Source organism: Helicobacter pullorum, assembly GCF_900638355.1.
In the GTDB taxonomy this organism is placed as follows: Bacteria; Campylobacterota; Campylobacteria; order Campylobacterales; family Helicobacteraceae; genus Helicobacter_D; species Helicobacter_D pullorum.
In genome coordinates, this window is sequence record NZ_LR134509.1 from 1,718,245 (window position 1) to 1,733,410 (window position 15,166).

The following is a 15,166-nucleotide window of genomic DNA, read 5'->3' on the forward strand; positions in this document are numbered from 1 at the left end:
TTATGCCCACAAAAAAAGCCTTTAGCCTAATAGAAATTATCATTTTTATTGCTGTTTTAAGCATTCTTATGACTACGCTTCTACAAAGTATTGCATTAAATTTATCCGCGGATAATCTTCAATCCCAAGAATTGATATTACAAAAAGTTACTATTTGCAACAAAATCAACTCTCAATGTGTCTATTTTTCAAATATTCAAGAAATTTTATATCCTTATGAAATTAATGCTACAAAATGAAACAAGCTTTTAGTCTAATAGAAATCACAATTGTGCTTGGAATATTAGGAATTATCGGAGTAATTAGCGGTTTTTCTTTGCTTAAAATCTACCAACATCACACCCCTATACAAAAAAATATAAAACACCAACTGCAAACCCAAAATGCCCTTTTGCAAGTCAAAAAGATTCTACAAAACTCTATACAACCAAGCCTAATGCTTGACACTCAAGAATCCCTTAGTAGCTCTCCATTAAACCTCAAAAACAAAACATTGATTTTTTATCCCAAAATCCGAGAAAAAATCTCTATTGGAAGCTACTCAATACCTTGTTTGCATGGATTTTTTGACCCTAAAACACTCCAAATTAACGCCCATCTTTCTTTAGAGTTTTTAACCATTCACAGAGATTCTACTGCCTCATTAAACCAAAAATGCACTTCCTATACCCATTCTCTTGAAGCACTTTTTATGTTACAAAATTTCACATCCCCAAAAGATTTCTACTCCCAAGAATACAAAGCCAAAATTCTACATCTAAATGCCACCTCTATGCAAAGCACTATCCCTATCTTTTTGCAAACACATAAAAATACCAACCTTTCTTTATTGCCCAAAATATATTTTCTCTCTCAACCCTCTATGCTTCATTTTAATGATTCTCTTTCTTTGGTAACAAAAGACAAAACCTATCTCTTAGTCAAAAATCTTGATTCCTTTTATCTTTCTCAAAATGATTTAGGCATTATCCTAAAACTCTGCACAAATCACCAAAACCAAAAAATCTGCATAGAAGATTTCATCGCAAAAGAAACCTTATGAGAGCTTTTGTGTTATTGCCTTTGATACTTTTTGTTATCCTTGGTGCAATGGTTTTATGGATTTCCCTAAAGCAAGAATCCCTCACTCAAGAAATCTCCACCCAACACACTCACACCAAATGGCTTTCTTTGTATATGGTTTCTTTTAAAGAAGCATTAAAAGATGAGATTGCCAGCAAAAACTTAGAATCTCAAGGCTTTCAAACCTTTTCTATGACCATAGATAACCACTTTCATTATACTGCCATTATCAAAAAATTCGATTCTAGCTTGACAAAAAATAATCTTTATTTTGTTGATATTTTTGGAATCTATCAAGATGATTTTCAAACCTTTTCTCTACAAAAAGATTTTATTTTAGTTTTAGATGATTTTTAATAAAGTTATTTGCTTTAAATTAACTTTGATAAGGTGTTTTTATGAAATGGACGAAATTTGACACGCGTTGGATGCTTTCACTTTTTGGAACAGCAGTTGGAGCAGGGATTTTGTTTTTGCCCATTAGAGCAGGGACGGGGGGATTTTGGCCTGTTGTTGTAATGACAATTTTAATTTTCCCTATGGTGTGGCTTTCTCACAGAGCCTTAAGCCGCTTTGTCAATGAATCCCAAAGCGTTGAACACGACATTACTCACGCAGCTGAAGAGTATTGGGGTAGAAATACAAGCTTTTTTATTACCATTTTGTATTTCTTTGCAATCTATCCAATCTGCCTAGCTTATGGTGTTGGCATTACTAACACTTTTGCAAGCTTTTTTATCAACCAACTGCAACTAACTAGCCTTTATGATTCACAAACTATGCAGCTTTATCCAAGTGTTAGAGCGATTTTGGCTTTTGTTTTGGTAAGTGCGATGATGTCTATTATGCTTCTCAAAGAAGAAACTATTACCAAAGCCTGTAACATTTTAGTTTATCCACTTTGCTTAGTGCTTTTTGCTTTTTCTTTTTATCTCATTCCACATTGGAAGCTAGAAATTATCCAAACTGCACCGAGTGCAAAAGATTTCATTGAAGTTGTTTGGCTAACTTTGCCTGTGCTTGTTTTTTCTTTTAATCACTCTCCAGCAATTTCTACTTTTACTTTGAGTGTGCGTAGAGAATATGGGGAAGCCTCTAGTCAAAAGGCAAATCAAATTCTTTTTAGAACCGCTGTTATGCTTCTAATTTTTGTTATGTTTTTTGTTTTTTCTTGTATTTTATGCCTAGATTCTACGGATTTCCAAGCAGCTAGAGAGGCTAATATACCTATTCTTTCTTATTTTGCCAACAAACTAAATGTCCCATTTATCGCTTATGGTGCGCCACTGGTTGCTTTTTTGGCTATTGTTACTTCTTTCTTTGGGCATTATTTTGGTGCTTATGAGGGCTTAAATGGAATTTTACGCAAAGCCATTAAAATGTCTGGCAACGAAAACCCAAATATCAAAGGCATTAAAATCTTTAGCACAATCTTTATGTATGTTACAATCATTGTTGTAGCCTATTTAAATCCTAGCATTTTGGGCTTTATTGAAGATTTAGGCGGTCCTATTATTGCAATGATTTTGTTTATTATGCCAATGATAGCTATTTGGGGAGTGAGTAAGCTCAAAAAATACAAAAATCCCGCATTAGATATTTTTGTCATTATCACAGGGATTCTTACAATCACAAGCGTAGTTTATAAACTCTTATAATTATGAGCAATCTTAGTATTTTCAAAATCGGTGTTGGACCTTCATCCTCTCACACTCTAGGTCCAATCATCGCTGCTAACACTTTTTGTAAGCTATTAGAAAACAAGAATCTACTTGAAAAAACACACCAAATAAACTGCACACTCTTTGGTTCTTTAAGCCTTACAGGCAAAGGGCATTTAAGCGACAAGGCTTTGCTTTGGGGGTTAAGCGGTATAACCCCCAAAGAAATCACTGCTTCTGTGCAAGAAAAAATACTCAAAGGCGTTTTTGAAAATAAAACCCTAAATCTCTTTGGCAAAAAAGAAATTTCTTTTGTCTATGAAAAAAACATTCATTTTTGCAATGATTTCTTACCACTTCATGAAAATGCGATGGAATTTTGTGCTTATGGAGATGACAAAAAACTCTTGCTCCAAGAGAGATATTATTCCATAGGTGGTGGATTTATAAAAGATCAAATGCAAATGCAACAAGATAATGCCACACAAGCCACAAACCAACCACTGCAAATCAATAATGCAAAAGAACTCATACAAGCCGCCAAAAAACACAAAAAAAATCTCTCGGGAATCTCTTTGCTTTATGAAAAGCAGTTTCACTCTCTAAAAGAAATTAAATCCTATTGTTTGGAAATTTGGGAAGTTATGCAAGATTCTTACCACCAAGGTTGTCACCCAAAAAATCTTACCCTCCCAGGACCCCTTAACCTCCACAGGCGCGCAAAAGGACTTTATGAAAGAATCCACCCCACCACAGACCCATTTGGAATCTTAGATTATATTAGTCTTTATGCTATTGCCATTGCAGAAGAAAATGCAGGGGGAGGCAAGGTAGTAACAGCACCGACAAATGGGGCTTGTGCAGTAATTCCTAGCGTAATGCTTTATCTAAAAAATCATAGTGTTGGCTTCAATGATTCTTTGGCAATAGATTTTTTGCTTGCTGCAATGATGATAGGCTCTCTTTATAAAAAAAATGCAAGCATTAGCGGAGCTGAAGCAGGTTGTCAAGCCGAAATTGGCTCGGCTAGCTCTATGGCAGCAGCTGCTATGGTAACCATACTTGGAGGCAATATAGAACAAGCTTGCAATGCCGCAGAAATTGCTATGGAACACCACTTAGGACTAACTTGCGATCCTGCTTTTGGATTAGTGCAAATTCCTTGTATAGAGCGAAATGCTTTTGGAGCCATTAAGGCAATTAGTGCTGCTAGAATGGCAATGACCCGCAAAAGTCGCCCGGTAGTTAGCCTTGATAATGTTATTGCAACCATGTATCAAACAGGTAAAGATATGAATGCAAAATACAGAGAAACCGCTCTTGGTGGGCTTGCAAAAACACTAAGCAAAAGTGTGTGCTAAGGAAACAAATGCAAATTTTCATTTGTGGAAGTCATACCGATGTTGGAAAAACCTCAGTAAGTGCAGCATTGTGCTATGCTTATGGATTTGAATATTTCAAGCTTATTCAAGCAGGAATCCCAACAGATAGCCAAAAGATTCAAGAACTTAGCCCAAAAACCAAAATCCATCCTCAAGGAATTTTGCTCAAAACTCCAGCAAGCCCACATATTGGTATGCAAAGAGAAAATATCAAATACAATGGCTTAGAAATCCCTTTGCCTCACTCTAATCATCTTTTAATAGAAAGTGCAGGCGGGCTTTTTACCCCTTTGGATTCTAAAATGTGTATGATTGATTATTTGGAAAAATATCGTTTGCCTACATTTTTGGTAGGTAGCTACTATCTTGGTGGAATCAATCACATTTTGCTAAGTATTGAGGCACTCAAACAAAGAAATATAGAAATTTTAGGGCTCATTATATCCAAAGAACAAAATCCGCAAATGGACGATTTTATCCAAAACTACACCCAAATCAAAATAGCCCATTTCCATACTTATACGAAGGATTTTCAAATTCAAGCCCAAAACTTAAAACAAGAATTAGAAGAAAATCAAATTTTAATTTCAAAATAACATTCCTCATAAATTTACAAGCAATATTTTAAGAGATAAAACGCTAAAATAGCAAAAAAATTATTTAAGGTTATAACAATGAAGCTTAGACTCCCACATGCACCTTATATCGGTAACAAAATAGCACTTGATCTATCAAACTGCGGATTTGTCAATGTCTTACACGGAATTGAGCCTATTAGCAAAATTGCACAAAAATTTATTGAAGAAGATATCAAAGAAGAAATGCGAATTGAAGAAAAAGCAAGAGAAATTTTAGAAGAAAATTTAGATGAAATCGAATTTATGCAAGCTGATGAACACCAACTTTTTTGGAAAATCAAACATAAACTTGCCGAGAATCAAAACTTTATTTTAAATTGGGAAGATCGTTATAATAATCTTGCACATAAAATCCTAGATGAACTCTATGATGAAGATTTGATTGAATTTTCAACTTCTGAAACACGCGTCAAGAATATTATATTCAAAGCCATTGATAGCTATACAAAAATTTATAATGAAATTGAAGAAATTGTGAATGAAAAAATTAGCAATTACAAACGCAAAATTATTTTTGGCTCTGAAGAATACGACTTGATTTTTGATAGACTTTATCAAGAAGAGCTAAAAAAGAAAGGATTCTTATAATGGAGACTTTAGAAAATGCTTGGATTTATTTAGAAAATGGAATGTTTTTTGAAGCTAAAAGTTTTGGAGCAAGCAAAACATCTGTTGGCGAACTTGTTTTTAATACTTCAATGACAGGCTATCAAGAAATCACGACAGACCCTAGCTATGCAGGGCAATTTATCTGTTTTACAATGCCAGAAATTGGGATTGTAGGGACAAACCCACAAGATATGGAAAGCAAAGGCGTTTTTGCAAAGGGCATTTTATGCCACCATTATAATTCTTTTTATTCTAATTTTAGAGCCGATGAAAGCTTAAGCAGTTTTCTCAAAAAGCACGATGTAATGGGGCTTTGTGAAATAGATACAAGAGGCATCACACAAACCCTAAGAAAACAAGGGGCAATGATGATGGTTGCCTCCACAGAAATTTCTGACAAAGAAGAGCTAAAAAAGATTTTAGAATCTTCCCCTAGAATCGAAGAAATCAATTATATCCAAGAAGTAAGCACCAAAGAATCCTATCCACACAATGAAGGAAGATTTGACTTCTCTACAATGGACTTTTCACGCCCCAAAACCAACCAAACAATCCTAGCCATTGACTTTGGTATCAAAAAAAGCATCTTAAGAGAGCTAGTTAATGCCGGTTTTAATGTAAAAGTAATTCCACATAATTTTGACGCTAAAGCCTTGATTGCACAATACCAAAACAAAGAGTTTGATGGAATCTTTTTGTCCAATGGTCCCGGAGATCCCCAAGTTTTGACAAAAGAAATCGCAGAAATCAAAAAACTCATTGAAGCAAAAATACCACTTTTTGCAATCTGCCTAGGACATCAATTGTTATCCCTAGCGCAAGGTTATCCGACCTACAAACTCAAATTTGGACACCATGGTGGCAATCACCCTGTAAAAAACCTATTCACCCAACAAATTGAAATCACCGCTCAAAATCACAACTATTCAATTCCAGAATCCATTCAAGAAATTGCAGAAGTTACCCATAGGAATCTTTTTGATGGAACTATCGAGGGAGTGAGATACAAAAATGCCCTTATTTGCTCACTTCAACATCACCCAGAAGCTGGACCCGGTCCGCTAGAATCCACCGCACTTTTCAAGGAATTTGCACAACTTTTGCAAACTTCAAAAGCCTAGGGGGCTTTTTGAAAAATCCTCTCCAAACAATTTTGCAAGAACTCAAAGATTCTTCAAATTTTCGCACACTTTTTGCCCAAAAACACCAAGATTTAGAAATCCAAAAAAATGGAAAATGGCTTTTTAATCTTGCTAGTAATGATTATTTAAATCTTGCTAGCAACCAAGAATTTATTCATGGATTTTTAGATTCTGAACTTTTCAAAAAAAATTGCTTTTTTAGTAGCTCTTCCTCGCGAAGTTTAAGCGGAAATTTTGAAATTTATGAGGCTTTTGAAAGCCATTTGGAATCCCTTTATCACAAAAAAGCTCTACTTTTCAATAGCGGTTATCACGCAAATGTTGGGATTTTGAATGCTCTCTCTAGGCTTAAGAATGTCTTATTTTTGGCTGATAGAAGTATTCATGCAAGCCATATTGATGGACTAAAATCCTTTAGCAAAATATCTTTAAAACGCTTTTTGCATAATGATATGCAAGATTTAGAGAAAATTTTAGAAAAAAATGCCAACAATTTTGAATTGATTTTTATTTTAAGTGAAGGGCTTTTTAGCATGGAGGGAGATTTTGCGAAAATAGAATCTCTCATTGCCCTAAAAAATCGCTTTGAAAATGTTTATCTTTATATCGATGAAGCCCATAGTATAGGCAGTTTTGGGGAAAATGGTTTAGGAATTTGCTATCCCTATTTGAAGGACATTGATTTTATTATTCTCACCTTTGGCAAGGCTCTAGCCTCTATGGGTGCTTGTGTGCTATGCAATCAAGATTTCAAAGATTATTTTATCAACTTCGCAAGAAGTCTTATTTATTCCACTGCATTACCGCCTGTTAATATAGCTATGAGCTATTTTGCTTTTTTGCATTTGCCAAAACTTCATCAAGAAAGAAAAAACCTTGCCAAACTTAGTTTTGACTTCAAAAGCTCTTTACAAGAAGCTACAAACTATGAAATTATGGGGGATTACAATATCTTAAGCCTTGTCCTAAAAGAAAATCAAAAAGCGGTATTTTTCCAAAAAGAATTAGAAAAAAGAGGGTTTTTTGCCCCCGCCATAAAACCGCCAACAATTCCAAATAATCGTGCTTGTTTGAGGTTTTCACTCACACAAAAAATGCCCTTTAGCAAACTCCAATCACTCCATCACATTTTAAAAGAAATTGATAATGAATATATATCAAGAACTTAATAATAATAAAAATATTTTATTAATTTTTGGAGGTTTTGCTTCTCATCCTACGCATTTCAAAAACTTTATCCCCAAAAATTATGACTGGATTTTGGTTTTTAACTACCAACATTTGAAATTTGAAATATTAAACAATCTCCTCTCATCCCTCCAAGATAAAATATTTCATCTTTTTGCTTTTTCTATGGGAGTTTGGGCGGCAAATTTATTTTTAAATTCTACACAATGCCCTTTAAAATTCGCTTCAAAAACTGCTATAAATGGCACAGAATATGGGATTGATGAAACCTATGGAATCCACCCAAAGCTTTTTGCTCTAACCCAAAAAAGATTCAATTTAGAATCCTTTAAAAACAATCTTTTTGGAGAACACCTACCCAAAACGCAAAATTTTACCTTTTTAGAAGAATCTTTGCTAAAAAAAGAATTACAATTTTTCTTAGATCATAGGAAAATCATCGAAAATCAATTCCCGTGGGATAGGGTTATTATTTCTCTCAAAGATGAGGTATTTTTCACAGAGATTCAAGAAAACTTTTGGCACTACAAAGGCTATCAAAACCAGATTTCTAAAATTCAAGCTCCGCATTTTGTCTTTTTTGATTGGGAATTTTATGCTAAAATCTAAGCTCCAAAAAACCTTTTTAAAAGCCCAAAATACTTATACTTCAGCCGCTATAATTCAAGAAAAAATGCAAAATACTCTGCTTGAAATTTTAATGAAACACAAACAAAAAATCCATTTTCAAAATATTTTAGAACTTGGTTGTGGCAATGGTAGCTTCTCAAAAAAAATTTGCAATCTTTTGACATTTGAACATTTTTTGGCATTAGACATCGTAGATTTTTCCAAAGAATTTGTGGGAGAAAAAATTCAATTTTTGCAATTTGATATGGAAAATATAAAAATGATAAAAAATTTTTATCAAAATTTACCATTTGATTTTATCGCCTCTAATGCCGCATTGCAATGGTGCAATCAAAACATTCTTCTTCCCAAACTCTCTTCACTTGCTTGCAAAAATGCGTATTTACTCTTAGGTATTTTTGGCACAAAGAATCTCTTTGAAATCAAAAAGTTTCTAGGCGTTGGCTTAGAATATTTGGATATCCATCAATATTATGATATTTTGAAAAAAGATTGGGATATTTTAGAATGCTTTAGCACTTTAGAAACTCTACATTTTCACACACCAATTGAAGTATTTAGACATCTAAAAAACACGGGTGTAAATGTTTATGGAGATTCTTTTATTCTTACAAAAAAGCGACTTTTAGCCTATCAAGAATATTTCAACAATCAACTAACTTATGAGTCTATTTATCTTTTAGCACAAAAAAGGTAGAATCTATCAAACAATATCAACTATAAATTTGAGGCAAAAAATGGGAAATATAATTATCCAAACCAAACAACATTTACAAAATGCAAAAAATGATTTTTTCACGCCTTTTATGCTAAAACTTGCTATTTTGCCTTTGGTGATTTCTTTGCTTTTTTGGGCAATTATCTTTTATTTTTTTGGTGATAATTTATTCTTAGAATTATATGATTTTATCCGCCCAGATTTAGCCATTGAAACTTCTTGGTTATCTTGGATTCAAAGCATATTAGATTTTATCATCAAAGCCACTCTTTTTATCGTGCTTTTTGTTAGTTTTTTGGTATTAAGTCTTCTTAGCAATCTTATCATTTGTTCATTTTTGACTCCATTAGTGGTAAATTTCATCCATAAGCGGCATTACCAAAATATCCAAATTGCACCTGATACTAGCTTATTTTCTTCAATCTTGTCGCTTGTATGGATTTATTTGGTATATGGATTTTTCTTGCTTATTTTAATTCCTTTTTATTTTATTCCTTTTGTGGGGACGCTTTTTGTTTTACTTCCAAACTATTGGCTATTTTCAAAAACACTCTCTCAAGATGTCGGAGAAAATATTTTCAAAAAAACAGAATTTAAAACCATAAAAAAAACCTACAAAACTTCTATAAGAGGCTTAATTTTGCCACTTTATGGATTAAGCCTTATTCCTTTTTTAAATTTTTTCATTCCCTTTTTTGCTCTTGCGGCTTTAACACATTTATTTTTTACTATCAAACAAGGAGATTAATCTATGGAAGTGCAAATTGAAAGAGCTGTTTTAAGTTCCATTTTTTTTGACCCCGAACAACTTGATAATGTAGCAGAGATTCTTAGCCCAGAGGATTTTTTATACACTCCAAATCAAAATATTTTTGCTGCTATGCTTGAATTACGAAAACTAGATATGCCCATTGATGAAGAATTTATCCTCAAAAAATCCACCAAATCTCGCCCTATCTCACAAGAAGAAATTTTAAATATTCTAGCAACTAATCCCATTAGCGACCTTAATTCTTATATCAATGAAATCAAAGAAGATTCTACCAAACGCAAATTGCATTCTTTGGCAATGAAAATCAATGAAGCAAGCAATGAAGCAGACCACCCCGTTAAAGATATAATAGACTATCTCCAAAGTGAGCTTTATAAGATTACAAATGTGCATGAAAATAGAGAATTTAAAGATTCCAAAGAAGTTACAATCTCTACTTTAAAATATATTGAAGAAATGAAACAAAAAGGAAACTCCGTTCTTATTGGCGTGGATACCGGCTTTCATTCTCTCAATGAAAAAACCACCGGTTTTGGCAAAGGTGATTTAATCATCGTAGCAGCTCGTCCAGCAATGGGAAAAACTACACTTGTTTTAAATATGGCACAAAAGGCACTTGACACAGGAAGAGGAGTGGCATTTTTTAGCCTTGAAATGCCAGCAGAACAATTGATGTTAAGAATGCTTTCTGCTAAAACTTCTATTGCCTTGCAACACTTAAGAGTAGGGAATTTGCAAGATGATGAATGGCAAAGACTAACTCACGCCGCTGATGTTATGGCAAATGCACCGCTTTTTATTGATGATAATAGTTTATTAACCATTCATCAATTTCGCACAAAAATGCGTAAAATCAAATCCAAACACCCAGAAATTGGACTTGCAGTAATTGATTATTTGCAGCTTATGAGCAGTGCTGATGGCAAAAAAGATAGACATCAAGAAGTAAGTGAAATAAGTCGCGGATTAAAAATGATTGCAAGAGAGCTTGAGATTCCTATCATTGCTTTATCGCAACTCAACCGAAGTCTTGAATCAAGAAGTGATAGACGCCCTATGCTTTCAGATTTACGAGAATCTGGCTCCATAGAACAAGATGCGGATATTATTCTTTTTGTTTATCGCGATGCGGTTTATAAACAAAAAGATGAAAAAGAAAAAGAAGAAGCCGCAAAAAAAGAAGGCAAAGAATACAAATCAAACTTCATTCCCAAAAATGAAGAAGAGGCAGAAATTATCATTGGCAAACAAAGAAATGGTCCAACAGGAGTGGTAAAACTTACTTTCCACAAACATTGCACGCGTTTTGTAGATAGCACAGATTCTAGAAACACATTAGAAATTATCTATGAATCCGCAGCACAAAACACACAAACGCAATTTACACCGCCCCCTAATGACAAAGATAATATGAATATAGAAGCTCCGATTATTTAACTTTAGGATAGAGACGCAAAAATGACTAAATTATCTACAAGCCTTAGATGACTATCCAAACGCCATTTTAAGCCTTGTTTGAAAAACTTCCTATCCTTGCAACATAGATTGTTTATTTTGTACTTATTATCCAAATTTGCAAGATTATGCGTTTTGATGAAATAAATGGCGTTTTAGGGATTATAATCAATATTTTGCAAATAATGGAACACCTTTTGCTTACTTTTTCTTAATTTTTTTATCATTTTTAGAAAAGGTAGGCAAATGACTGGTATATCTAATTCCCTTCACAATTTAAATCTCTATGCAAATGTTTTCAATCAAACAACAAATCAAACAACAAATCAAACAACAAATTTTTTAACAGCACAAGAAACAATGACTAATAAAGAGGCGTTGCAAGCTATTGTAGATTATGTATCGCCGATAGAGAAAAGAGGAATCGTGCTTGATTCGCCTAGTTATTTTGAATTTGAAAATGAATTAATACAAAAATCTAAAGAAATAAATCCGCCTACAAAATCGCAAATGCAGGAAGCAAAAGAATTTTTAAAACGCAAAATGAATAGTATTATTTCTGAAATTTATCGAAACAATAAGCAAACAATAGAAGATTCCATTGAAATAGAAAAAGCAATAGAGTTGGGAGAAGATAAGAAATTCCCTAGTGGAGGTTATGAGCTTTTGAATCTTTTGAAGGCTTATCCTTACATACCTAATAATTCTCTTGATAATGGCGGTGAAAATTTATTGGAGCAGATTAAAAGATATGTCGATACAGAATTAAATGCAATAGGAACAACATTTTTTAATGTGGCACAAGATTATATTCCCAAAGAACAATTAAAAGAAATTCAAGATAAATTAGCTATCGTGCATTCTTACTATCTCAATGGAAATTCCATAGAAATTGATAATAAAAAATTTTCTTATAATGCAACAATGGATAATTTCAATCAATTTTTTGTCACAGAAGTTACAAGTATCGAAGATTTGGTTGAAAATAATGCAGATTATTATTTGTTGCAGATTTCTTATACTGCTTCTCAAAGTATTTTTGATATACTCAATCAAAAAGAAAAACTAGAAAAGGAAAATCAAGACTTGAAAAACAAACAAGCAATAGAAGCATATAGTTATGGCAATGGATATTCTAGCACTTTAACTTCTAAAACTTCTAAAGAAATAGATAGTTTCATTAATCAAATGATCAAGGAAGCAAAAGCATAATGCAAAAAATGCTTTTATTGCGCATTTTTTTGCTTGTTTTTATAACAAACTTTGCTTTTGCTTTTAGCGTTAAATCTCTACAAGAACTCCACAATCAAAATGTTATAAGGCAGCAATGAGCATTATTGCTATTTTTGGATTGCTAGAATCTCATTTATTTTTGATAGAATCTTGGGGTTAATTCCATAGCAAATTTTAAGACAAACAAAAAAGAATCTTCATTCAATGCAACAGAATTTCACGCTTCTTAAAAAGTAAAAAGATTCTTATCTAAAATTATTCTATTCTATGAAATTCTTTGCTATACTCTAGCAAAACTTCTTACAAAAGGATTCTTATGAAAATTACCTACACACTTACCGATGAATCTCCAGCACTAGCAACTTATTCGTTTTTGCCTATTGTCAAAGCATTCTTAAAAAAAGCAAATATTGAAGTTGAAACTTCAGATATTTCACTTGCTGCTAGAATCTTGGCACAATTCCCAGAAAATGGCTACAAAGATGAACTAACCTTGCTTGGTAATTTAGTAGAAATGCCTGATGCAAACCTCATCAAAACCCCTAATATTTCTGCTTCTATACCTCAACTAAAAGCAGCGATTAAAGAATTGCAGCAAAAAGGTTTTAAAATCCCTGATTTTCCTGATGAACCGCAAAATGATGAACAAAAAACTATTAAAGAAAAATATCAAAAAGTGCTTGGCTCTGCTGTAAATCCTGTTTTGCGTCAAGGAAATTCTGATAGACGCTGCACAAAAGCCGTAAAAGAATATGCCAAAAAAAACCCTTACAAAGTAATTCCTTTTGATAAAAACTCAAAAAGTCGAGTTTCTTATATGCAAAAGGGAGATTTCTTTGATAATGAAAAAGCAATTTTAATCCAAAATCCAACCACTGCAAAAATTGAATTTATCGATAACAATGGCAAAAGTATCGTATTAAAAGAAGGATTAAAATTAGAAAAAAATGAAATTTTAGATGCGACTTTTATGAGTGTGGCGGATTTAAGTGCGTTTTATGATGAACAAATCCAAGTTTGCAAAAAAGAAAATATTTTACTTTCTTTGCATTTAAAAGCCACAATGATGAAAGTAAGCGACCCAATCATCTTTGGCTATGCCCTAAAAGCTTATTTCAAAGAACTATTCAAAGAATTTAGCGAAGAATTTACAAAACTCGGAATCAATCCAAATAATGGAATTTCTGAACTTCTTAGCAAAATAGAGCATTCTCCCAAAAAGGTAGAGATTCTAGCAAAATATAATGAAATTTTAGCCAATAATGCTCCACTTTCTATGGTAAATTCTGACAAAGGGATTACAAATCTTCATATACCTAGTGATGTAATTGTCGATGCTTCAATGCCTGCGATGCTCAAAAATGGTGCGAAGCTTTGGGATAAAGAGGGCAAAGAATGCGATACTAATGCACTAATTCCGGATAAAACTTATGCAACCATTTATGAAGCTGTGATTGAAGATTTGCACCAAAATGGCACACTTGATCCTAGAAGTTTGGGAAGTGTTTCTAATGTAGGTTTAATGGCTAAAAAAGCACAAGAATATGGCTCACATGACAAAACTTTTGTCGCTCCAGATGAAGGGGTTTTTAGAATCATTGATGAAAAAGGAAATACTCTTTTAGAACATAAAGTGCAAAAAGGTGATATTTATAGAGCAAATCAAGCAAAATATGATGCGGTGATTAATTGGATTGATTTAGGCATACAAAGAGCTGAAATTAGCGGAGATGAAGCGATTTTTTGGCTAGATTCTAAACGCCCTAGCAATAAAATTATGATAGATTTAGTGCAAACTAGACTAAAAGAAAAAGGCAAAAATATCAAGATTCTAGCTCCAAAAGAAGCTTGTTTAGAATCTCTAAAACTTATCCGTGCAGGGAAAAATTGCATTTCTATTACAGGCAATGTTTTACGCGATTATCTTACAGATTTATTCCCGATTTTAGAACTTGGAACTAGTGCAAAAATGCTTTCTGTTGTGCCTATGCTAAATGGTGGAGCGATGTTTGAAACAGGGGCTGGTGGAAGTGCGCCAAAACAAGTTGAACAACTTGTAGAAGAGAACCATTTGCGTTGGGATAGTTTGGGAGAATTCCTAGCACTACAAGCAAGTTTAGAATTTTTTGCACAAAAAATGAATAATACTCAAGCACAGATTCTAGCAAATTGCCTTGATGAAGCGATTGCACAATGGTTGGATAATAACAAAGCACCTTCAAGAAAAGTCAAAGAAGATGATAACCGCACAAGCCATTTTTATCTAGCAATGTATTTTGCCAAAGCACTAGCTATGCAAGATAAAGATACAAATTTACGAGATTTCTTTAAACCTATTGCAGAAGAATTAGAAAATAAACAAGACATTATAAGAGCAGAATACATTAGCACTCAAGGCAACAAAGTAGATTTGGGTGGTTATTATAAATTTGATGATTTTAAATGCAATGCTATTATGCGTCCAAGCACAACATTCAATGCAATTTTAGATAAAATCTCTCAATAATTTACTCAAATAAAAAAGGATTAGAATATCAATCCTTTTTTATCACACCTGATGATAAAAATACAGATTATTAAATTTTTAGCAACTCTTAGATAAAATCTAAAAACAAAAGTTTTTCACATAATATTCACAGAATGTGAATAACTAAATTTATAAATATTGAGGTTATT

15 protein-coding genes are annotated in these 15,166 nt (G+C 33.0%); all 15 read left to right on the plus strand.

Translation table 11 applies throughout. The features are described 5' to 3' along the window. Positions 1–2: 2 nt before the first annotated feature. The 15 genes from EL247_RS08425 (at position 3) to EL247_RS08500 (ending at position 14,996) form a co-directional block, all read left to right on the plus strand. Positions 3–239 (plus strand): type II secretion system protein, encoded by a 237-nt coding sequence (locus EL247_RS08425; RefSeq protein ID WP_115057217.1) that lies wholly within the window; start codon positions 3–5, stop codon positions 237–239. Then, positions 236–1,042: a type II secretion system protein gene (locus tag EL247_RS08430; RefSeq protein WP_126442196.1), complete on the plus strand. Its 807-nt coding sequence runs from the start codon at positions 236–238 to the stop codon at positions 1,040–1,042. Before EL247_RS08425 ends, EL247_RS08430 begins: the two co-directional genes overlap by 4 nt. After that, positions 1,039–1,419, plus strand: a complete 381-nt coding sequence (locus EL247_RS08435; RefSeq protein ID WP_005021711.1) for a hypothetical protein — start codon at positions 1,039–1,041, stop codon at positions 1,417–1,419. Before EL247_RS08430 ends, EL247_RS08435 begins: the two co-directional genes overlap by 4 nt. 41 nt (positions 1,420–1,460) lie before the next feature. Beyond that, positions 1,461–2,720: an SLC5/6 family protein gene (locus tag EL247_RS08440; protein ID WP_005021712.1), complete on the plus strand. Its 1,260-nt coding sequence runs from the start codon at positions 1,461–1,463 to the stop codon at positions 2,718–2,720. A 2-nt stretch (positions 2,721–2,722) separates the two neighbouring features. Then, positions 2,723–4,084: an L-serine ammonia-lyase gene (locus tag EL247_RS08445; protein ID WP_115057221.1), complete on the plus strand. Its 1,362-nt coding sequence runs from the start codon at positions 2,723–2,725 to the stop codon at positions 4,082–4,084. A gap of 8 nt (positions 4,085–4,092) precedes the next feature. Further along, on the plus strand, positions 4,093–4,701 hold the full coding sequence (gene bioD / locus EL247_RS08450; protein WP_054195234.1) for a dethiobiotin synthase: 609 nt from the start codon (positions 4,093–4,095) through the stop codon (positions 4,699–4,701). Positions 4,702–4,779: 78 nt separating this feature from the next. Next, complete coding sequence (locus EL247_RS08455; protein ID WP_054195235.1) at positions 4,780–5,331, plus strand: DUF507 family protein; 552 nt, start codon at positions 4,780–4,782, stop codon at positions 5,329–5,331. Continuing rightward, positions 5,331–6,473: a glutamine-hydrolyzing carbamoyl-phosphate synthase small subunit gene (carA, locus tag EL247_RS08460; protein ID WP_060661374.1), complete on the plus strand. Its 1,143-nt coding sequence runs from the start codon at positions 5,331–5,333 to the stop codon at positions 6,471–6,473. The genes EL247_RS08455 and carA overlap by 1 nt, the downstream gene beginning before the upstream one ends. A gap of 8 nt (positions 6,474–6,481) precedes the next feature. Next, on the plus strand, positions 6,482–7,663 hold the full coding sequence (locus EL247_RS08465; RefSeq protein WP_126442197.1) for an aminotransferase class I/II-fold pyridoxal phosphate-dependent enzyme: 1,182 nt from the start codon (positions 6,482–6,484) through the stop codon (positions 7,661–7,663). Further along, complete coding sequence (locus tag EL247_RS08470; RefSeq protein WP_126442198.1) at positions 7,641–8,291, plus strand: pimeloyl-ACP methyl esterase BioG family protein; 651 nt, start codon at positions 7,641–7,643, stop codon at positions 8,289–8,291. The genes EL247_RS08465 and EL247_RS08470 overlap by 23 nt, the downstream gene beginning before the upstream one ends. Beyond that, positions 8,278–9,009: a methyltransferase domain-containing protein gene (locus EL247_RS08475; protein ID WP_126442199.1), complete on the plus strand. Its 732-nt coding sequence runs from the start codon at positions 8,278–8,280 to the stop codon at positions 9,007–9,009. The genes EL247_RS08470 and EL247_RS08475 overlap by 14 nt, the downstream gene beginning before the upstream one ends. Positions 9,010–9,049: 40 nt before the next feature. Next, complete coding sequence (locus tag EL247_RS08480; RefSeq protein WP_126442200.1) at positions 9,050–9,778, plus strand: EI24 domain-containing protein; 729 nt, start codon at positions 9,050–9,052, stop codon at positions 9,776–9,778. 3 nt (positions 9,779–9,781) lie between these two features. Beyond that, positions 9,782–11,239, plus strand: coding sequence for a replicative DNA helicase (locus tag EL247_RS08485; protein WP_065830613.1), 1,458 nt, complete (start codon positions 9,782–9,784; stop codon positions 11,237–11,239). 264 nt (positions 11,240–11,503) lie between these two features. Then, positions 11,504–12,469, plus strand: coding sequence for a hypothetical protein (locus tag EL247_RS08490; protein ID WP_126442201.1), 966 nt, complete (start codon positions 11,504–11,506; stop codon positions 12,467–12,469). A gap of 337 nt (positions 12,470–12,806) precedes the next feature. Next, on the plus strand, positions 12,807–14,996 hold the full coding sequence (locus EL247_RS08500) for an NADP-dependent isocitrate dehydrogenase (RefSeq protein WP_126442202.1): 2,190 nt from the start codon (positions 12,807–12,809) through the stop codon (positions 14,994–14,996). Positions 14,997–15,166: the final 170 nt, after the last annotated feature.